This window comes from Streptomyces sp. SID5469, from assembly GCF_009862865.1.
Taxonomy (GTDB): Bacteria; Actinomycetota; Actinomycetes; order Streptomycetales; family Streptomycetaceae; genus Streptomyces; species Streptomyces avermitilis.
On the sequence record NZ_WWIN01000001.1, the window covers coordinates 6,625,671 to 6,645,965 of the forward strand.

13 protein-coding genes are annotated in these 20,295 nt (G+C 70.5%); 11 read left to right on the top strand and 2 right to left on the bottom strand.

What is annotated here, in order from left to right; all coding sequences use genetic code 11:
- Positions 1–7 precede the first annotated feature (7 nt).
- Positions 8–1,966: a TIGR03960 family B12-binding radical SAM protein gene (locus GTY58_RS28540; protein WP_010986863.1), complete on the top strand. Its 1,959-nt coding sequence runs from the start codon at positions 8–10 to the stop codon at positions 1,964–1,966.
- A 156-nt stretch (positions 1,967–2,122) separates the two neighbouring features.
- Here the strand turns inward: GTY58_RS28540 and GTY58_RS28545 are convergent, their stop codons facing one another.
- Positions 2,123–3,223 carry a hypothetical protein gene (locus GTY58_RS28545; protein ID WP_052082293.1) on the bottom strand — a complete coding sequence of 367 codons (1,101 nt, stop codon included), beginning with the start codon at positions 3,221–3,223 and terminating at the stop codon, positions 2,123–2,125.
- Between the two features lie 578 nt (positions 3,224–3,801).
- On the opposite strand from GTY58_RS28545, the gene GTY58_RS28550 reads away from it, so the two are divergent.
- From GTY58_RS28550 to obgE, 7 genes are all read left to right on the top strand, one after another.
- The gene (locus GTY58_RS28550; RefSeq protein ID WP_010986865.1) at positions 3,802–5,049 is read left to right on the top strand and encodes a hypothetical protein; all 1,248 of its coding nucleotides are present in this window, start codon (positions 3,802–3,804) and stop codon (positions 5,047–5,049) included.
- A 46-nt stretch (positions 5,050–5,095) separates the two neighbouring features.
- A complete protein-coding gene (locus GTY58_RS28555) occupies positions 5,096–5,890 on the top strand; it encodes a TIGR03936 family radical SAM-associated protein (protein ID WP_010986866.1) in 795 nt (264 codons plus the stop codon).
- Positions 5,891–6,135: 245 nt separating this feature from the next.
- Positions 6,136–10,299, top strand: a complete 4,164-nt coding sequence (locus GTY58_RS28560; RefSeq protein ID WP_010986867.1) for an Rne/Rng family ribonuclease — start codon at positions 6,136–6,138, stop codon at positions 10,297–10,299.
- A gap of 303 nt (positions 10,300–10,602) precedes the next feature.
- Positions 10,603–11,880, top strand: a complete 1,278-nt coding sequence (locus GTY58_RS28565) for a phospholipase D-like domain-containing protein (protein ID WP_255344846.1) — start codon at positions 10,603–10,605, stop codon at positions 11,878–11,880.
- Positions 11,881–12,078: 198 nt separating this feature from the next.
- A complete protein-coding gene (gene rplU, locus GTY58_RS28570) occupies positions 12,079–12,399 on the top strand; it encodes a 50S ribosomal protein L21 (protein WP_010986869.1) in 321 nt (106 codons plus the stop codon).
- Positions 12,400–12,413: 14 nt separating this feature from the next.
- Entirely contained in the window at positions 12,414–12,668 is a 255-nt protein-coding gene (gene rpmA / locus GTY58_RS28575; protein WP_010986870.1) for a 50S ribosomal protein L27, read from the top strand.
- 169 nt (positions 12,669–12,837) lie between these two features.
- Positions 12,838–14,277, top strand: a complete 1,440-nt coding sequence (gene obgE / locus GTY58_RS28580) for a GTPase ObgE (RefSeq protein ID WP_010986871.1) — start codon at positions 12,838–12,840, stop codon at positions 14,275–14,277.
- A gap of 301 nt (positions 14,278–14,578) precedes the next feature.
- Here the strand turns inward: obgE and GTY58_RS28585 are convergent, their stop codons facing one another.
- Complete coding sequence (locus GTY58_RS28585) at positions 14,579–16,675, bottom strand: membrane protein (RefSeq protein WP_037645359.1); 2,097 nt, start codon at positions 16,673–16,675, stop codon at positions 14,579–14,581.
- Between the two features lie 279 nt (positions 16,676–16,954).
- Between GTY58_RS28585 and proB the strand changes: the two genes are divergently transcribed.
- The 3 genes from proB to GTY58_RS28600 all read left to right on the top strand — a co-directional run bounded on the left by proB (position 16,955) and on the right by GTY58_RS28600 (position 20,240).
- On the top strand, positions 16,955–18,061 hold the full coding sequence (proB, locus tag GTY58_RS28590) for a glutamate 5-kinase (RefSeq protein WP_037645361.1): 1,107 nt from the start codon (positions 16,955–16,957) through the stop codon (positions 18,059–18,061).
- Positions 18,062–18,208: 147 nt separating this feature from the next.
- The gene (locus tag GTY58_RS28595) at positions 18,209–18,745 is read left to right on the top strand and encodes a hypothetical protein (protein WP_037645362.1); all 537 of its coding nucleotides are present in this window, start codon (positions 18,209–18,211) and stop codon (positions 18,743–18,745) included.
- Between the two features lie 208 nt (positions 18,746–18,953).
- The gene (locus tag GTY58_RS28600) at positions 18,954–20,240 is read left to right on the top strand and encodes a glutamate-5-semialdehyde dehydrogenase (protein WP_010986875.1); all 1,287 of its coding nucleotides are present in this window, start codon (positions 18,954–18,956) and stop codon (positions 20,238–20,240) included.
- Positions 20,241–20,295 lie beyond the last annotated feature (55 nt).

Consider the following 20,295-nt stretch of genomic DNA (forward strand, 5'->3'; position numbering starts at 1 on the left):
TCGCGAGATGCCTGCCGAAACCGCTGTATCGGTGTTCCCGCAGCTCGAAGCTCTGCTCCCGCATGTGCAGAAGCCGATCCAGTACGTCGGCGGAGAGCTCAACTCCACGGTCAAGCCCTGGGACGCCTGTGACGTCCGCTGGGCGCTCATGTATCCCGACGCGTACGAGGTCGGGCTGCCCAACCAGGGCGTCATGATCCTCTACGAGGTGCTGAACGAGCGCGAGGGCGTGCTCGCCGAGCGCACGTACAGCGTGTGGCCCGACCTCGAGGAGCTGATGCGGGAGCACCAGCTCCCGCAGTTCACGGTGGACAGCCACCGTCCCGTCAAGGCTTTCGACGTCTTCGGTCTGTCCTTCTCCACGGAGCTGGGCTACACGAACATGCTCACGGCCCTGGACCTGGCGGGCATCCCGCTGGAGTCCAAGGACCGTACGCTCGACGACCCGATCGTCCTGGCCGGCGGCCACGCGGCCTTCAACCCCGAGCCGATCGCGGACTTCATCGACGCGGCGATCATCGGCGACGGCGAGCAGGCCGTGCTCGACATGACCGACATCATCCGCGCCTGGAAGGCGGAGGGCCGTCCCGGCGGCCGCCAGGAGGTCCTGTTCCGTCTCGCGAGGACGGGATCGGTGTACGTCCCCGCCTTCTACGACGTCGAGTACCTCCCGGACGGGCGGATCGGCCGCGTCGTACCGAACAAGAGCGGTGTGCCGTGGCGGGTCAGCAAGCACACGGTCATGGACCTGGACGAGTGGCCGTACCCCAAGCAGCCTCTCGTCCCGCTCGCGGAGACGGTCCATGAGCGCATGTCGGTCGAGATCTTCCGCGGCTGCACACGCGGCTGCCGCTTCTGCCAGGCGGGCATGATCACGCGCCCGGTGCGTGAGCGCTCCATCACGGGCATCGGCGACATGGTCGAGAAGGGCCTGAAGGCGACGGGCTTCGAGGAGGTCGGCCTCCTGTCCCTGTCCTCGGCGGACCACTCGGAGATCGGCGACCTCGCCAAGGGCCTGGCGGACCGGTACGAGGAAGACAAGATCGGCCTCTCCCTCCCCTCCACCCGGGTGGACGCCTTCAACGTCGACCTGGCGAACGAACTGACGCGCAACGGGCGGAGGTCCGGTCTCACCTTCGCGCCGGAGGGCGGCTCCGAGCGCATGCGCAAGGTCATCAACAAGATGGTCTCGGAGGAGGACCTGATCCGGACGGTCTCCACCGCGTACGGCAACGGCTGGCGCCAGGTGAAGCTGTACTTCATGTGCGGCCTGCCGACGGAGACGGACGAGGACGTCCTCCAGATCGCCGACATGGCGATGAACGTGATCGCCGAGGGCCGCAAGGTCTCCGGTCAGAACGACATCCGTTGCACGGTGTCGATCGGCGGTTTCGTCCCCAAGCCCCACACCCCCTTCCAGTGGGCCCCGCAGCTGTCCGCGGAGGAGACGGACGCCCGTCTCGGAAAGCTCCGCGACAAGATCCGCGGCGACAAGAAGTACGGCCGCTCGATCGGCTTCCGCTACCACGACGGCAAGCCGGGCATCGTCGAGGGCCTGCTCTCCCGCGGTGACCGCCGCATCGGCTCCGTCATCCGCGCGGTCTACGAGGACGGCGGCCGCTTCGACGGCTGGCGCGAGCACTTCTCGTACGACCGCTGGATGGCCTGCGCCGAGAAGACCCTCCCCGCCTTCGGCGTGGACGTCGACTGGTACACCACGCGTGAGCGCACGTACGAGGAGGTCCTTCCCTGGGACCACCTGGACTCCGGCCTCGACAAGGAATGGCTCTGGGAGGACTGGCAGGACTCCCTCGACGAGACCGAGGTCGAGGACTGCCGCTGGACGCCGTGCTTCGACTGCGGTGTCTGCCCGGCGATGCAGACCGAGATCCAGATCGGTCCGACGGGCAAGAAGCTGCTGCCGCTGACGGTCAACAAGCCTGCGGTCAGCGGTCACAGCCACTGAGGCGAAGCGGGCCTGCGGGCTCCTGAGGCCCTCTCGGTCGAGAGGGCCTCAGTCATTCTCCGGCCGTGCGGGCCGCAGTCGTGCGGGTCTCAGTCGTGTTCGTCGGCCTGCGTGCGGATGTGGCGGGTGTTTCGCGGTCTACCGGGCCTTCGCGGCCTACCGGGCCGGGCAGGCGTCCGGTCCGCCCTTTTCGAACGTGGCCTTGGCGCAGTACGTGATGGTCGGGTAGTACGGGCCCATGACCGTGGCCGGGTCCTGTCCCTTCTGGATGTTCTGCACGGCGTTGTGGAAGTCCCCGGCCGGGAGCATGTTCCGGAAGAGCAGGATGCCGTTGACGTCGGTGGGGCCCCAGGAGATCCAGGTGACCTTGTCGGTCGTGGTCGCGTTGGTGGGCCGGTCCTGCGGGGTGGAGACCACGAAGGTGTACTGCCCGTCCTTCAGGGCCGTTTGGTAGTCGGCGGCGCAGGAACTCGACGGGTAGGGAAGCTGCCACTGGTTCTGGCAGAGCGACCAGTACCTGAGTTGTGTCTTGGTGAGGACCGACTGGCCCTGGATGGTGTCGGGGAAGGTGGGTGCCTTGCCGCGGATGACGGCGATGCGGCCGGATTCATGGCTGACCGGGGTGCACAGGTACTTGTTGTAGGGGTTGGGGAACAGCCCTTCGGCTTTGTTGGGCACGGCGAAGTCCGGAGCGCTCGGAGTCGACTTCCCGCATCCCTCGAAGCCCCCCGGAGGCGCGTACTTCTTCACCAGTTGCCGGAGGAACCCGGCCAGTGGTCCGGCGTCGCCGTGGGCAGATCCGGCATTCGCGCAGGTGTCAAAGGTGCTCGTGCTGCCGCCCTGGTGCTGTAGGGAGAGCGCGGGGAGGGGAACGCCGCCCGTGGGGTCGGACTCCTCGTCCGGCACGTAGATCCTCAACGCGAGAAACCCGGCGCCGGACGCGGCGCTGTCGGCGGTCGCGGCCAAGGTGTTGTGGCCGGGGGTGGCTGCGACTCCGCTCTGGACGGTGACGCGGTACCGGTGCTCGGCAGGGTTCGTGCCGGCGTTGGCCTGGGCGAACGGGTTCTTGCTTCCCGAATTCGGGGTGATCGCCTTGTCGGCGAGCGAGTCGACCGTCGATCCCTTGACGTCGTACGTCGTCAGCGATGTGAAACGGGCTGATGGATAGGTTCCGTCCACCACCAGCCGGTCACCCTTGGCCAACTGGTACGGCATGACCCAGTAGGTGGCGTTGGTCTCGGGGAACGCGAAGTTCAACCTGCTGGGGCTGACCACCGCCGGCCATCCGCAGGAAACCTTGGGAAAGTCCGCCTGACCGGCTCCTGCCGGGACCGCGGCGTCGGCCGAGGGCACAGCCAGCACAGCAATGAAGCCCACCGCAAGGGAACAAACTCCCAGCCTTCGCCTCAGAGAGTGCATGGCTCCGCTCCGTCCAGTGAGGGGGAAGGCGGCGGGCGCCGTGCGCTCAGGGGAACGCGGATGATGCATCGTGCTGCACGAGCCGTGACGTCAAGGACCCTGGCCCACCGGGTCGCCGCTGCTCTAAAAGCGGCTTGTGCACGTCGTTTCCGTCGCCGTTTCGGTACTGCCGTCGGCCCGACGGATGCCTTCCTGCCTCGCGCTCCGCTGAAGAAGGCACCGGTTTCAGTTTCCCGCCGCCACCAACGGCACGCAACGCGGCACCGAGGTGAGCGAGGCGGTGGTGCGTGTCGGTGGTGCGTGTCGATGTGATCGAGGCCGACCGCGTGGAGTTCGGGGGACGAGTGGGGCGGAACGTTGCGGTACTGGAATCCGCCGGCCGCATCCATGCAGCTCGCTGACGCGTCTTCGCTGACATGGATCTGGAAAAGCCGTCCACCCAGCAGCCCCCGCCCGACGGGTGCCTCGTCGTCGCGATCCGTCTTCCCGTGCGGATCGTCGTGCTTGTGCTGGTCGTGCCCGTGCGGATGGTGTGGGACGCGCTGGTCGTCGGCGGGCGGTTCCTGAGGGACACCGTGCTGCGGCCGGTGGGGCGGGCACTCCAGTGGGTCGCCCGGGCCGTGTTCGTCTGGCCGTGGGTCACGCTGTGGCGGTACGTCGTCGTGCCCGTGGGCAAGGGGTTCGCCCGGCTCGGGTACGTGCTGTTCGTCGTCCCCGCCGGGTGGCTGTACCGGAACGTCCTCACGCCCCTCGGGCACGGGATCACCTGGGTGCTGCGGGGCCTCGGGGCCGGACTCGGCTGGGTCCTCGTCAGGATCGGGGCTGGGACCGCCTGGGTGCTGCGGGGCATCGGCGCCGGGCTCGGCCGGGTCCTCGCCGGGATCGGCGCCGGGCTCGCCTGGGTGTACCGGACCCTGCTCACCCCCGTCGGACACGGCATCGCCTGGCTGCTCCGCGGACTCGGGCTGGTGCTCGCGACGGTCGGCCTCGGGGCGTACGCGGCGGTGGCGTGGCTGGTGCGCCACCTGCTCGTCATACCGGCGCTGTGGTCGTACCGCCATGTGCTCACACCCCTCGGGCACGGCATCGCCTGGGTCGCGAGGGGCGTCGCCTGGCTGGGCGGCATGGCCGTCACCGGGATCGGCGCCGTCCTCCACTGGACGCTGCGCATCCTGTTCGTCCTGCCCGCGCTGGCCGTCCGGCGCTGGATCCTCACGCCGGTCGGACGCGTGCTGGCGGTCGTCGCGCGGGAGATCGGCGATGCGCTGGGGCACGCCTGGCGCGTCGCGGGACGCCTCTCGCTCGTCGTCGGACGTTTTCTCGGCACCCTCTTCCGGTGGATCTTCGTGGAGCCCGTGCGGTGGGTGTACCGGTGGGTCTTCGTGGAGCCCGTGCGATGGGTGTACCGAACCGTGCTGACCCCGGTCGGGCACGTCGTGCGCGACATGGTCCTGCGGCCCGCCGCCGAGGCCGCGCGCGGCGTGGGCAGGGTCACCCGGCAGGCGCTCGCCACCGCCCGCGAGTCCGCCCGGCAGGCGCGCGCCGACTTCCGGCGGATGCTCTTCGGCGGTCCGCGTGAGCCGCAGCCGGTCGCCCGGCGGGAACCGGGAGCCGCTGAGGCACGTACTCTAGGTAGCAGTACGACCGTTCTCACGAAGGACTAGGACACTGGGCAAGCGACAGCCCGAAGGCCCGCCGCCCGCACCCGCGGTGCAGCGCATCCGACTGCGCTACACCAAGCGCGGCCGCCTCCGGTTCACCAGCCACCGAGACTTCCAGCGCGCCTTCGAGCGTGCGCTGCGCCGTGCCGAGGTGCCCATGGCGTACTCGGCGGGGTTCACGCCGCATCCGAAGGTGTCGTACGCCAATGCCGCACCCACCGGCACGGGCAGTGAGGCGGAATATCTGGAGATCGCGCTCACCGAGGCGCGTGACCCGGACAAGCTGCGCGAGCTGCTCGACGAGTCGCTGCCCACCGGGCTCGACATCGTCGACGCGGTCGAGGCCCGGACGTCCGGGCTCGCCGACCGGCTCACCGCTTCCGTGTGGGAGCTGCGCCTCGACGGCGTGGACCCGGCGGACGCGGAGCGCGCGGTCGAGGCCTTCAAGACGGCCGAGACCGTCGAGGTCCAGCGCAAGACCAAGAACGGGATGCGCACCTTCGACGCCCGTGGTGCTGTGGCAGGCCTTGACGCACGTGTCGAGACGCACAGTCCACAGGCTGATAGGCCGACGGACCAGCCCTGTGCGATACTGCGCCTGGTTGTTCGGCACGTGACGCCTGCCGTACGACCCGACGACGTCCTGTCCGGTCTTCGCGCCGTGGCCGACCTGGCGCCGCCGGTCCCCGCAGCGGTGACCAGGCTGGCGCAGGGGCTGTTCGATGAAGAGACCGGCACGGTGACCGACCCGCTCGCGCCCGACCGCGAGGCAGCAGCGACCGCGCCATCCATGGCCGCCGCGACTGCCGCCGCGAAGGCGCCGGTGCCGGAAGGTTCCGCGTAGGGACGGACGTCGTAGCGTCGCCCTTGTACTCGGGAGCCACCTGGGTCGGGCAGCGCACCGACCACAAGACTTTCGCCAGGCCGTACGCACACATGGCGTGCGGAACCGGCGAGACAGGACACAGAGAGCTCCCGTGCGGCGCCCGCGCCCCGGACGGCGGCACCGCGCAACGCGCGAGCCGCGGACGTCACCGGTACTGCCGGACCAGGCGCGGCGCCCGGGAGCCTGACGGGAGATCCACCCGCATGCTCGAGCCCATCGAACCCACTGAGGGTTCCGACAACAACACTCCCAGCGACACCCTGCCGCCGCGTCGTCGGCGCCGTGCCGCATCCCGCCCGGCGGGCCCGCCGGCGGCAGTCGCCGAGACGGCGACCGGGGCGACCGCGCCGGCCGAGGCCGCGGCGGAGACCACCGCGCCGATCACACGGCCCGCGGACATCGCGGAGACCGCAGAGGACGCGGAGGCCGCGGAGGCTGCCGGGACGGAAGAGACCGAAGAGGCCGCCGTCGCCGAGCCGGCCGAGGTGGCGGCTGCCACCGAGGACGCCGCTCCGCGCCGTACCCGCCGTCGCGCCACGCGCCGGGTGTCCGCACCCGCGGGCGCGCCGGAGGCCGCGGAGAGCGCCACGGCCGCCGAGACCGACTCCGCGGCTGAGTCCGTGACCGCCGCGACCGGTTCCGCCGAGGTCTCCGCGCCGGAGACCGGTGAGGCCGCGGCCGAGGAAGAGGCCGCTCCCAAGGGACGTACGCGCCGTCGCGCGACCCGCCGGGCATCCGCGCCCGCCGGTGCGCCCAAGGCCGCCGAGGCGACTGAGGCCACCGAGGCTGCCGAGGCGCCGGTGACCACCGAGGCCGAGGTGACCGCCGTCGCTCCTGAGGTTGCTCAGGAGGAGACCCCCGAGGCAGAGGACGCGGCCCCGCGCCGTGCCCGCCGTCGTGCCACCCGCCGGGTGACCGCGCCCGCCGCCGCGCCCACGGGCGACGCCGCCGAAGAGCGCGTGGAGGCGCCCGTGACCGCCAGCGACAAGACCGAGGCCCAGGCCGCGACGAAGGCCGAAGCGAAGGCCGAGGCGAAGGCCACGAGCGAGACCAGGGCCGCGGCCCAGGCCGAGGAGGCCCCGGCCGCTGAGGCCGCGGCCGAGACGGCGGAGGACGCCGGTCCGCGCCGTTCCCGCCGTCGTGCCACCCGCAAGGCCGCCGTCGGCTTCTCCGCGCCCGCGCCCAAGGTCACCGGGGACGACTCCGGTCGCCGGCCGGCGCGGCCCGCCGTCGCCGTGTTCCAGGCGCCGGTGTTCACCGAGCCGATGTTCCAGACGCCGGAGCGGGCGGCCGCTGCCGCTGCCGCCGAGGCCGCGGTGGAGCGGCCGGCGGAGCCCGTCGAGGAGGAGACCGCGGAAGCGGCCGCCGAGTCGGGTGCGGGTGCCGCCGCCGGATCGGGCGCGGGTTCGACTGCCAGGTCGGGCGCGGGTTCGACCGCGGGTTCGCGCCGTCGCCGTCGCCGTGGCGGCGCCGAGGACGAGCCGGCCGCCGTGACCGCCACCGAGGATGTCGTCGAGGAGACGGAGGAGGCCGAGGAGGCCGAGGACTCCGTCGACGGTGACGAGGCCGAGGAGACCGGTTCGCGCCGTCGCCGTCGCCGTGGCGGCCGTCGTCGCCGTCGTGGCGAGTCCGCCGACGCGGACGACGAGTCCGGCGAGTCCGACGACCTGGCCGCCGAGCAGGCGGAGCAGGACGTCGAGGACACCGCCGAGCAGGTCGAAGAGGACGACGAGGAGGCGGACGAGCGCGAGGAGTCGGGCGGTGCCGGCTCCAGCAGCAGCCGTCGCCGTCGGCGCCGCCGTCGTCGCGCCGGTGACTCCGGCACCGACGCCGAGCCCGGCGAGAGCGACCCCGAGCGCACCGTCGTGAAGGTCCGCGAGCCGCGCAGCAGCAAGAAGGACGAGCACCCGTCCGACGAGGTGCAGTCCATCAAGGGCTCCACTCGCCTCGAGGCCAAGAAGCAGCGTCGTCGGGAAGGGCGCGAGCAGGGCCGCCGCCGTGTTCCGATCATCACCGAGGCCGAGTTCCTGGCCCGCCGTGAGGCCGTCGAGCGTGTGATGGTCGTCCGCCAGAGCGGCGAGCGCACCCAGATCGGCGTCCTCGAGGACAACGTGCTCGTCGAGCACTACGTCAACAAGGAGCAGTCGACCTCGTACGTCGGCAACGTCTACCTGGGCAAGGTCCAGAACGTGCTGCCGTCGATGGAGGCCGCCTTCATCGACATCGGCAAGGGCCGCAACGCCGTGCTCTACGCCGGTGAGGTCAACTTCGAGGCGCTCGGCATGGCCAACGGGCCGCGCCGCATCGAGAGCGCGCTGAAGTCCGGCCAGTCGGTCCTCGTACAGGTCACCAAGGACCCGATCGGCCACAAGGGCGCCCGCCTCACCAGCCAGGTCTCCCTGCCCGGCCGTTACCTGGTCTACGTGCCCGAGGGCTCGATGACCGGCATCAGCCGCAAGCTGCCGGACACCGAGCGCGCCCGCCTGAAGACCATCCTCAAGAAGATCGTCCCCGAGGACGCGGGCGTCATCGTGCGCACCGCCGCCGAGGGCGCGAGCGAGGACGAGCTGCGCCGTGACGTCGAGCGGCTCCAGGCGCAGTGGGAGGACATCCAGAAGAAGGCGAAGAGCGGCAACGCCCCGACCCTGCTGTACGGCGAGCCGGACATGACCGTCCGGGTCGTCCGCGACATCTTCAACGAGGACTTCACCAAGGTCATCGTCAGCGGCGACGAGGCGTGGGAGACCATCCACGGGTACGTGGCCCACGTCGCGCCCGACCTGTCCGACCGCCTCTCGAAGTGGACCTCCGAGGTCGACGTCTTCGCGACGTACCGGATCGACGAGCAGCTGATGAAGGCGCTCGACCGCAAGGTCTGGCTGCCCAGCGGCGGTTCGCTGGTGATCGACAAGACCGAGGCCATGGTCGTGGTCGACGTCAACACCGGCAAGTTCACCGGTCAGGGCGGCAACCTCGAAGAGACCGTGACCAGGAACAACCTGGAGGCGGCCGAGGAGATCGTGCGCCAGCTGCGGCTGCGCGACCTGGGCGGCATCGTCGTCATCGACTTCATCGACATGGTGCTGGAGTCCAACCGGGACCTGGTGCTGCGGCGCCTGCTGGAGTGTCTGGGCCGGGACCGTACGAAGCACCAGGTCGCCGAGGTGACCTCGCTGGGGCTCGTCCAGATGACGCGCAAGCGCGTCGGCCAGGGCCTGCTGGAGTCCTTCTCCGAGACCTGTGTCCACTGCAACGGACGCGGTGTCATCGTGCACATGGAGCAGCCGACGTCCGTCGGTGGCGGCGGCAAGCGCAAGAAGCGCGGGCGTGGCGGTGCCGAGCAGGAGCTCCCGCACGAGCACGAGCACGAGCTTGCGCAGGAGCCGGAGCCGGACGAGGCTGTCGCGGAGACGGAGGCCGAGGTGGCCGCCGAGGTCGCTGCCCCCGTCGCGCTGCCCGCGCCCGGCTACGAGCCCGACGAGGAGCTGTACAGCAGCGCCGCGGAGGCCGAGGCCGCCGCTTCCCGGGGCCGTTCGCGGCGCCGGGCGACCCGGCGGGCGTCGGCTCCGGCGGGTGCCCCGCGGGCCGAGGAGCGTGCGCCGAGGTCGCGGGCCGAGGAGCGCGCGCCTAAGTCGCGGGCTGCCGCGGAGGCGGAGCCGATGGCGGTCGAGGACCCGGTCGTCGAGCCGCCCGTGGCCGCCGAACCCGTGGTCGCCGAGCCCGTGGTCGCCGAGCCCGTGGCCGTCGCCGAGGAGGAGGCCGCTCCCAAGGGGCGTACGCGTCGTCGTGCGACCCGGAAGGTGTCGGCGCCCGCCGGTTCGCCCAAGGCCGCCGGTGAGGCGGAGACGGTGACGGTGGTGGCGTCCGCGCCGGAGGCGGAGGAGCCGAAGGCCGAGCAGCCCGCTGAGCCGGTGGCCGAGCCGGCCGCCGGGCCCGAGGCGCCCGTGGAGAGCGCGGCTCCGGCCCGTCCGCGCCGGCGCGCGGTCCGCAAGGCCACGGCGCCGACCTCGTCCGAGGAGACGGCCGTGGTGGTCGTACCGTCGAGCGAGACGGCTTCGGCCGACACCGCTGCCGGTGCGGCTCCGTCTGGTGAGGCCCCTTCGGCTGAGGCCCCGTCGGCTGAGGCTGCTTCGAGTGAGGCCGAGGAGGCCCCGGCCAAGAAGACGGCCGCTCGCAAGACGGCCAAGAAGGCGACCGCGAAGAAGGCGGCGACGAAGAAGACCGCGGCCACGAAGACGGCCGCCAAGAAGACGACGGCCAAGAAGACGACAGCCAAGAAGACGGCTGCCAAGTCGACGTCGAAGAAGACGGCGGCGGCGTCCCAGCCGGCCCCGTCGACGGTCACCGCCTCCACCGACGAGGCCTGACGTTCGGTCCCGATGCCCCGCCCGGCGCGCCAAGCGCCGGGCGGGGCATCGGCGTTCAGCGGGGTGGTCCGGGATGATTTCGCCCGTTATCGAATCCCCCTCAACACCCCTGACTGCCACCCCCCTCTTGGATCACGGCGAGCTACCTGTAAAACTCACCTAGTCACATGAAACGTTTCCGCGGATGAGCGTTGGGGAGAACGCTCACCCGCGCAGGGGGAGGGGATCGCAATGGCGCGCGTGCGCCTGAAGGGCACTGGGCGACACCGTGCTGTGAAGCCGGTCAAGGGGGGACGCCAGGCCGTGGCCCTGGCGACGGTGCTGTCCGCGGCGGGAGTCCAGGCCGTGGCGTCCGCGGGTACGGCGGAGGCCGACAACCCGACGTGGACCGAGGGGCCGATCTTCAACGACCCGCTCGGCACGACGGACCAGCAGTACGCCATCCGCACCCGCCTGATCGAGCTGACCGGCGCTGCGCTGCCCGGCTCGACCATCAAGGTCGCGGTCTACCACGTGTGGGAGGCGTCCGTCGTCAACGCGCTCGTGGACGCCAAGAACCGCGGCGTCAACGTGCAGATCCTGCTCGACGAGTCCTCGGTCAGCGACCGGCCCACCAACACCTCGTACAGCACGCTCGCGGCCGCGCTCGGCACCGACCGCGCGCAGGGCTCGTACGTCACCACGTGCCCGGCGAACAAGTCCTGCCTCGGCGATCCGAAATTCGGGCAGTCGATCATGCACAACAAGTTCTGGCTGTTCTCCGCGGTCCAGGGCGCCACGAACGTCGTCGTCGAGACGACCTCCAACTCCACGCCCTCCGCGCACACCCGCTTCTTCAACGACGCGCTACTGCTGCCCAACAACCCGACGATGTACGACGCCTACTCCGACTACTTCAACACGATGGTCACCAAGGACTGGGCGTCCTGGAACTACCGCACGGTCAGCAACGGCCTCTACAAGGCGTACTTCTTCCCGCGCGCCGGCAACACCCGGGACACCGACACCGTCTACTCGGTGCTCAACAACGTCCAGTGCACGTACAAGGACAGCGCGGGCGTCAAGCAGCAGACCAAGGTGCGCGTCGCGATCTTCAAGCTCACCCGGATGGCGATCGCGGAGAAGCTGCTCGCGCTGAAGAAGGCGGGCTGCTCGGTGAGCATCGTCTACGCCGAGACCGACAGCGCGAAGAGCTCCGGCGGCACCAAGGGCACCTGGGAGAAGCTGCACACCTCCGGCGGCCCGACCGTGCGCTGCTACAACGACGACCGGGACCCCCTGAACCCCGGCCAGAAGCTGGCGACGCCGTTCATCATCCACTCCAAGTACATCCTCATCGACGGCATGTACGACGGCGTGAAGAACAAGGTCAGCTTCACGGGATCCGGCAACTACACGGGCCCGGCCCTGCGCGAGAACGACGAGTCGATCGTCAAGGTCGACGACGACACCGTGCACGACATGTACAAGACCCACTTCGACCGGGTCACGAAGGTCGCCTATCCCGGCACCGCGGACACCACGGACCTGTGCAAGGGCGTGAAGCCGCTGCCGGACGACGGCGAGAAGACCCTGACCTGAGGCGTGCCGGGACGGGCGGCGGACCCCGGTTTGACCCTTTCGGGGGCCGCCCCGTAACCTTGGCCGTCGGCGTGTCCACAGATGCGCCTCTTCCTCGTAAACCTCATCCTCCCGGCGCCTGGCGCCAGGGAGAGGCCGCTTGCGGTGCGTGCGGCTGGACTGCGGGGATTCCGTTCCGAGCGAGAGAGTGAGATCCGCTTGTACGCCATCGTGCGCAGCGGTGGCCGCCAGCACAAGGTTGCTGTCGGTGACATCGTTGAGGTTGACAAGATTTCCACTGCCCAGGTTGGCGACACGGTCGAGCTCTCGACCCTGCTCGTTGTCGACGGCGACGCCGTGACGAGTGACCCGTGGGTCCTGGCCGGCATCAAGGTCCAGGCCGAGGTCGTGGACCACCACAAGGGCGCGAAGATCGACATCCTTCGCTACAAGAACAAGACCGGTTACCGCCGTCGTCAGGGCCACCGCCAGCAGTACACGGCGATCAAGGTCACTGAGATCCCCACGGCTGCGAAGTAAGGGACTGAGGAGAGATGGCACACAAGAAGGGCGCATCGTCCACTCGGAACGGTCGCGACTCCAATGCTCAGCGGCTCGGCGTGAAGCGCTTCGGCGGTCAGGTCGTCAACGCCGGTGAGATCCTGGTCCGCCAGCGTGGCACCCACTTCCACCCCGGCAGCGGTGTCGGTCGTGGCAAGGACGACACGCTGTTCGCGCTGGACGCCGGTGCGGTCGAGTTCGGTACGCACCGCGGCCGCAAGGTCGTGAACATCGTTCCGGTCGCCTGATCGGAATCTTTCGCGAGGCGGACCTCACTTCCCGAACGGGAAGTGGGTCCGCCTTTCGCATGTTGTAGACAGAACGCAGTACGCGAGTACGCAAGAGACATCTCGTACGCAATGCGCAATACATTGCGTACGCAACCGAAGTGACTGAAAGTGCTGGAGGCACCCCACCATGACCACCTTCGTGGACCGCGTCGAGCTGCACGTCGCCGCGGGTAGCGGAGGCCACGGCTGTGCCTCCGTACACCGGGAGAAGTTCAAGCCGCTCGGCGGCCCCGACGGCGGCAACGGCGGCCGTGGCGGTGACGTGATCCTGGTCGTCGACCAGTCCGTGACCACGCTTCTCGACTACCACCACAAGCCGCACCGCAGCGCCACCAACGGCAAGCCCGGCGAGGGCGGCAACCGCTCCGGCAAGGACGGTCAGGACCTGATCCTGCCGGTCCCGGACGGCACGGTGATCCAGGACAAGGCGGGGAACGTACTCGCGGACCTGGTCGGCCACGGCACCTCGTACGTAGCCGCCCAGGGCGGTCGCGGCGGCCTCGGCAACGCGGCGCTGGCCTCGGCCCGCCGCAAGGCGCCGGGCTTCGCGCTGCTCGGTGAGCCGGGCGACTTCCAGGACATCGTCCTGGAGCTGAAGACGGTCGCGGACGTGGCCCTCGTCGGCTACCCGAGCGCGGGCAAGTCGTCCCTGATCTCCGTCCTGTCCGCCGCCAAGCCGAAGATCGCGGACTACCCGTTCACGACCCTCGTCCCGAACCTGGGCGTGGTGACGGCCGGCTCGACGGTCTACACGATCGCCGACGTGCCGGGCCTGATCCCGGGCGCCAGCCAGGGCAAGGGCCTGGGCCTGGAGTTCCTGCGCCACGTCGAGCGCTGCAGTGTCCTCGTGCACGTCCTGGACACCGCGACCCTCGAGTCCGACCGCGACCCCGTCTCCGACCTCGACATCATCGAGGAGGAGCTGACGCAGTACGGCGGCGGCCTCAACAACCGTCCGCGGATGGTCGTCCTCAACAAGATCGACGTACCGGACGGCAAGGACCTGGCCGAGATGGTCCGCCCCGAACTGGAGGCGCGCGGCTACCGCGTCTTCGAGGTGTCGGCGGTGGCGCACATGGGCCTCAAGGAGCTGTCCTTCGCCCTCGCCGAGCTGGTGGGCGCGGCGCGCGCGGCCAAGCCGAAGGAGGAGGCGACCCGGATCGTCATCCGCCCGAAGGCGGTCGACGACGCCGGCTTCACGGTCGTACTGGAGGAGGACGGCCTCTACCGCGTGCGCGGCGAGAAGCCGGAGCGCTGGGTGCGCCAGACCGACTTCAACAACGACGAGGCCGTCGGCTACCTCGCCGACCGCCTCAACCGCCTCGGTGTCGAGACGGAGCTGATGAAGGCGGGCGCCCGCGCGGGCGACGGCGTCGCCATCGGCCCCGAGGACAACGCGGTCGTCTTCGACTGGGAGCCCACGGTCATGGCCGGCGCGGAGATGCTCGGCCGCCGCGGCGAGGACCACCGCCTCGACGAGCCGCGGCCCGCCGCCCAGCGCCGTCGCGACAAGCAGGCGGAGCGGGACGACGCGGAGAAGGAGTACGACGACTTCGAGCCGTTCTAGGACTCCGGCGCGGTGCTGGTCCGACCTCATCGGAGGCCGGACCAGCACGTTTCGAAGCCAGGCGATGCGAGGTCGGGCGATGCGAGGTCAGGCCATGCGAAGTCAGGCCTTGCGAGGTCGGGCGATGCGAGGCCAGACCGTCCGAGGTCGGGCGATGCGAGGCCAGACCGTCCGAGGTCGGGCCAATTGCGGTCGGGCCGATCGAGGTCAGTGAAATGCCGAGGACCCGGGCGAAAAGCCCGGGTCCTCGGCATTGGTGCGTCGGTGCGTCGGTGCGTCGTCTGGGCCGCGTGGCCGACGGCTACGCGTTGACCGAGTCCTCCGCCCCGTCGTCCTCGGCCTGGAGCCCCTGCGTCGATTCGTGTGCCGTCTCCTCGGCGGCGCCGCGCGGCGACGGGATCTCCACCGCCAGGCGCGACTCCATCCGCACCCGCCGCTCGTCCGCCTTCGTGCACAGGTCCGCGATCGCCGCGTTGAAGCGGGCCAGGGACGGCGGGTCCGACGGGCCGAGGAGGTGTTCCTTCAGTTCGGCGCGGGCCGCGGTGAAGAGGTCCTTCTCCGGGTGGCGGACCGACTCCAGCAGCGCCGGGACGCCGTCCGCGGCGGGGGTGAGGATCACGCCGGCGGAGACCGTCGGGAAGCCCACGCGGAACGCCGTCTCGGACATGCCCGACGTGTTGGCGACCGCGTACGGCTTCTCGCTGGACAGCCAGTCCGAGACCACCGACGAGACGTCGCTGATCAGCAGGTCAGCCTGGTTGAAGCAGGCGAAGATCGCCGGGCGCGCGTCGGTGATGATCTGGTGCTCCCACTCCGGGAACGACGCCCAGTACGCCTTCTCCCAGGCCAGCGTGGCCTCGGCGATGGCCGCCTCGCGGTCACCGCTCGGCGTGCCCTGGAGCATCATCCGCTCCAGTTCGTCCGCGCTCACACGGAACGCGGTGGAGGTCAGCTTGTCCAGCTCGGCGGTGCGGCGGGCCAGTTCGGCCGCGGCCTCGGAGCCCGGCCGGGCGCCCGAACGCCTGGTGTTGGCCTCGCGGATCATCGCCTTCATGCGCTCGTTCGCCGCGCCCGCGCGCGGGTCGACGGAGCCGGTCATCGGGTGCGGCTTGTAGAGCAGGCGCACGCCGTCGTCGGCGAGCAGCTGCTTCACGATGTTCTCGCCGGCCAGGACCACCGAGGTGTTGCCCGGGTTGCCGTCCCAGCCCTCCCAGGTGGGGGCGTACAGAACGGTCGTGTACGTTCCCGTCGGCGCCCCGGAGTAGGGGCGGATCGGCGCCAGCTGCGGGCGGCCGACCTCGACGATGTCCTTGTCCTCGACGCCGACCTCGGCCAGCGCGTAACGCTCGCGCGCGGCCGGACCCGCGACCCACACCTCGTCGTACGCCTTCGCGTACGGGTTGCAGGACGACAGCTTGTCGCTCTCGCCGTGGTTGATGAACGCGTGCTTGATGGTGGGGATGCGCAGCACCTGCGAGGTCTTCGCGGCGTTGGCCGGGTGCAGCATCATCTTCAGCGTCGAGTTCTCCAGCGAGAACATCGTCGACACCTTCGGGAAGCAGATGACCGGCACGTCGGTCGCCTCGATCTTCTGCACCATGAAGCGCTCACGCAGCACTATCAGCGGCTTGCCCTCGACCGCGGAGAGCGTGGAGAGCCACATGTTCGCCTGGTACGCCGACGACGTACCGCCCGAGAAGTACATGGCGACCGTCGGCTTGTACTTCGCCAGCCACTTGTCCAGCCACTCCATCACCTGCTGCTCGCTCTTGGCGCGCTTCTTCTTCGTCAGCCAGGTGCCGAGGTACGCGATGCCGCCGAGCAGCAGGGCGATGGCGATCCCCACGCCGATGCCGCCCCAGAGCGCGTCGGTGGTGGCCGCGGTGATCAGCAGGCCGATCGTGGTCGGGATGGAGAACGTCAGCAGCCGGTGGCCCTGGCGGCGGGCCAGAATGCGCGGCGGGGCGGCGGACAGGCGCAGCGCCGACGCGTCGATGTTGCGGGTGACGACCGGGAGCGTGCGGGAGCGGCGGACCAGGACCGCGACGGCCTGGCAGGTGAAGTGCAGCGCGTAGAAACCGCACAGGGCGATCACCAGGGGCGCCTGCTCGTTCAGCGGCTCGATGTCGTCGATCCGCTGCAACCCCACGAGGATGAGCATGTCGCGCAGCAGCTGGCGGACCGTGACGTCGAAGCGGACCTTGCCGAGGAGGGCGAGCAGACCGGGGTCCCGGTACTGCAGGTACACGTCCAGGGCGAGGCCGGCCGCGCTCGCCGCGATGAACACCGGGACGTTCGGCAGCAGCGCGGAGACGATCTGGGCCGTGAAGAGCGCGAACATCGCGAGCAGCGTGGACAACTGCGCGATGCGGCGTGGGGCGAGGCCTGCGGAGGGCACTGGCTGGGCTCCTGCGAAGGGTGCGGCGGATGGGGGGAAGCGGGGGTGGTGTCGACCCGCATAACCAAGGTCGACCACTGACCGTATGGCTTCCGCGGCCCGGCAAGCAATCTTCGTGAGAACACTCACCGTAAAACGGACATCGCGGTCCGGGTTCGGTGCGCGGCGTCACTGTCCGCACCTCGAAACGCGGCGGCGCCCGACGCCGGCGTTCCCGTAGATTGCAGACACCGGGCGGTTCGGAACATTGGGGAAGACGTGTCAGCGGCAAGGCAGGGTGTGGCTCAGGCCCGCAGGATCGTCGTCAAAGTGGGCTCCTCGTCCCTGACCACCGCCGCGGGCGGACTGGACGCCGACCGGGTCGACGCCCTCGTGGACGTACTCGCCAAGAGCCGCAGCGGCGGCGAGAAGGAGATCGTCCTCGTCTCCTCCGGAGCCATCGCCGCCGGTCTGGCGCCCCTGGGGCTGCGCAGGCGCCCCAAGGACCTGGCCCGGCAGCAGGCGGCCGCAAGCGTTGGCCAAGGCCTTCTGGTGGCCCGCTACACCGCTTCCTGCGCCCGCCACGGCATCCGCGTCGGTCAGGTGCTGCTCACCTCCGACGACACCAGCCGCCGCGCGCACCACCGCAACGCCTCCCGCACCCTCGACAAGCTCCTCGCGATGGGCGCCCTGCCGGTCGTGAACGAGAACGACACGGTCGCCACGGACGAGATCCGCTTCGGCGACAACGACCGGCTCGCCGCCCTCGTCGCCCACCTCGTACGAGCGGACCTGCTGGTCCTGCTGTCCGACGTGGACGGCGTGTACGACGGCGATCCCAGCAAGCCCGGTACGTCGCGGGTGGCGCAGGTGCACGGCCCGCAGGACCTCGCGCACGTGGAGATCGGCAGCGCGGGCCGGGCCGGGGTCGGCACCGGCGGCATGGTCACCAAGATCGAGGCGGCCCGGATCGCCGCCGCGGCCGGCATCCCCGTGGTGCTGACCAGCGCGGTCCATGCCGCCGACGCCCTCGCGGGCCGGGACACCGGCACCTACTTCCACCCCACCGGCAAGCGCTCCGCGGACCGGCTGCTGTGGCTTCAGCACGCGTCCACTCCACAGGGCGCGCTCACCCTCGACGACGGGGCCGTGCGCGCGGTCGTCGAGCGGCGCAAGTCGCTGCTGCCCGCGGGCATCGCCGCGGTCGAGGGCGAGTTCACCGCGGGGGACCCCGTCGAGTTGCGCGACAGTGAGGGGCGCGCGGTGGCGCGGGGGCTCGTGAGCTTCGACGCCAAGGAGATCCCGCAGCTGCTCGGCCGCTCGACGCGGGAACTGGCGCGCGAGCTCGGTCCCGCGTACGAACGAGAGGTCGTACACAGGGACGATCTCGTCCTGCTGCAACCGTGACGGACGCCACACATACGCGGCCGAATCCCGGCTTCGTGGCGGGGGACGTTCCGTAAAACCGCCACGCGGAGGTCTCCCGCCTGCTCAACTTTGTCTCAGGGACACATTCCGCACGACCATTGCGTAAAGGAGGCCGTCGTGAGACGAGTGCGCCCTGGGGCGGCCGCGTCCCGCGATGGTGGCACCTCCCGGAGCGTCGGCGCCACGCGCGCGGTCGGTGAGGAACGCGCCCTGACGAGCGTCGCGGCCGGGGACACGTACGACGGCGACACATACGACGGCGACACGTACGACGGCGACGTGTACGAGGGCGACTCGTACGAGCGCGAGGAGCCGGTGGAGGTGCCCCGCCTGTGGCACGTCACGCTCAGCGTCTCGGGCGGTGAGGCTCCGCTGAAGGAGGTACGGCGCGGCCTCGAACAGCTCGCCCACGACCATCCCTTTCTCCTGACCAGCCGCTACGCCAACGACCACGCGGAGATCCGCTACTGGGAGGAGGCCCGCGACCTGCACGACGCCGCCGCGGTCGCGCTGCGCCTGTGGGGCGAACACCGCCAGACCGCCAAGCTGCCGCCGTGGGAGATCGTGGGCCTGGAGGTCATCGACCGCGAGACCTACCACCACCGGGTCGCGGAGGGGTACGGACCGCTGCCGGCGACGCCGGTCGGAGTCCATCCCTTCTGACGGGTCATGAGGTCCATGGGGACCTTGAGGACCTTGAGGACCTTGAAGACGGTGGGGACGGTGGGGGCCTTGAGGACCGTGGGGGCTCCGGAGGCCTTGAGAACCGTGGTGATCTTGGGGGCTTGAGGGGCCGGATGGCCGTTCCGGGCCTGTCTCGCGGTGTGGGATAGCCGGTGGACGGGCCCGTCCGTCGCACTACCCTTCCCTCATGACCACGCTTTCGCCGTACGACTCCATGACCCCGGTCACCCAGGCCGCCTACCGCGCCAAGGCCGCCGCCGCGGACCTCGCGCCGCTGCCGCGGGCCGAGAAGGACGACGCGCTGCTCGCCATCGCGGACGCGCTGGAAGTCCGTACGAGCGAAATCGTCGCCGCCAACGCCAAGGACGTCGAGCGGGCCCGTGAGGCCGGCACCAGCGAGGCCATCATCGACCGGCTCACGCTCACCCCGGAGCGGGTGCGCGCGATCGCCGCGGACGTGCGCGACGTCGTGGCGCTGCCCGACCCGGTCGGTGAGGTCGTCCGCGGCTCCACCCTCCCCAACGGCATCGACCTGCGCCAGGTCCGCGTGCCGCTCGGCGTCGTCGGGATCATCTACGAGGCCCGGCCGAACGTGACCGTCGACGCGGCCGCGCTCTGCCTGAAGTCCGGCAACGCCGTGCTGCTGCGGGGCTCGGCGTCCGCGTACGAGTCGAACACCGCCCTCGTACGCGTCCTGCGCGACGCGGTCGGCGGGGCGGGGCTGCCCGCCGACGCCGTGCAGCTCGTGCCCGGCGAGAGCCGCGACTCCGTACGCGAGCTGATGCGCGCCCGCGGCCTGGTCGACGTGCTCATCCCGCGCGGCGGCGCCTCCCTGATCCGCACGGTCGTCGAGGAGTCCACGGTCCCGGTCATCGAGACCGGCACCGGAAACTGCCACGTGTACGTCGACGCGCAGGCCGACCTCGACATGGCGGTCGACATCCTGATCAACTCCAAGGCGCAGCGGCCCAGCGTCTGCAACTCCGCCGAGACGCTCCTGGTCCACCAGGACATCGCCGCCGAGTTCCTGCCGCGCGCCCTGGACGCCCTCGCGGACGCCGGGGTCACCGTGCACGCCGACGAGCGCGTGCTGGCATACGCCAAGGACTCCAAGGCCACCGTCGTCGAGGCGACGACCGAGGACTGGGACACCGAGTACCTGTCGTACGACATCGCCGCCGCCGTCGTCGACTCGCTCGACAGGGCCGTGGCGCACATCCGGCTGTGGAGCTCCGGGCACACCGAGGCGATCGTCACCACCTCGCAGCAGGCCGCGCGCCGCTTCACCCAGTTGGTCGACTCGACGACGGTGGCCGTGAACGCGTCCACGCGCTTCACGGACGGCGGCGAGTTCGGCTTCGGCGCGGAGATCGGCATCTCCACGCAGAAGCTGCACGCCCGGGGCCCGATGGGGCTGCCGGAGCTGACCAGCACGAAGTACATCGTGACCGGGGACGGTCACGTACGGCGCTGAGCCGCTGCTGCGGACACACCGGTGAGTGCTGATGACTACTGGTGCGTACCGGTGC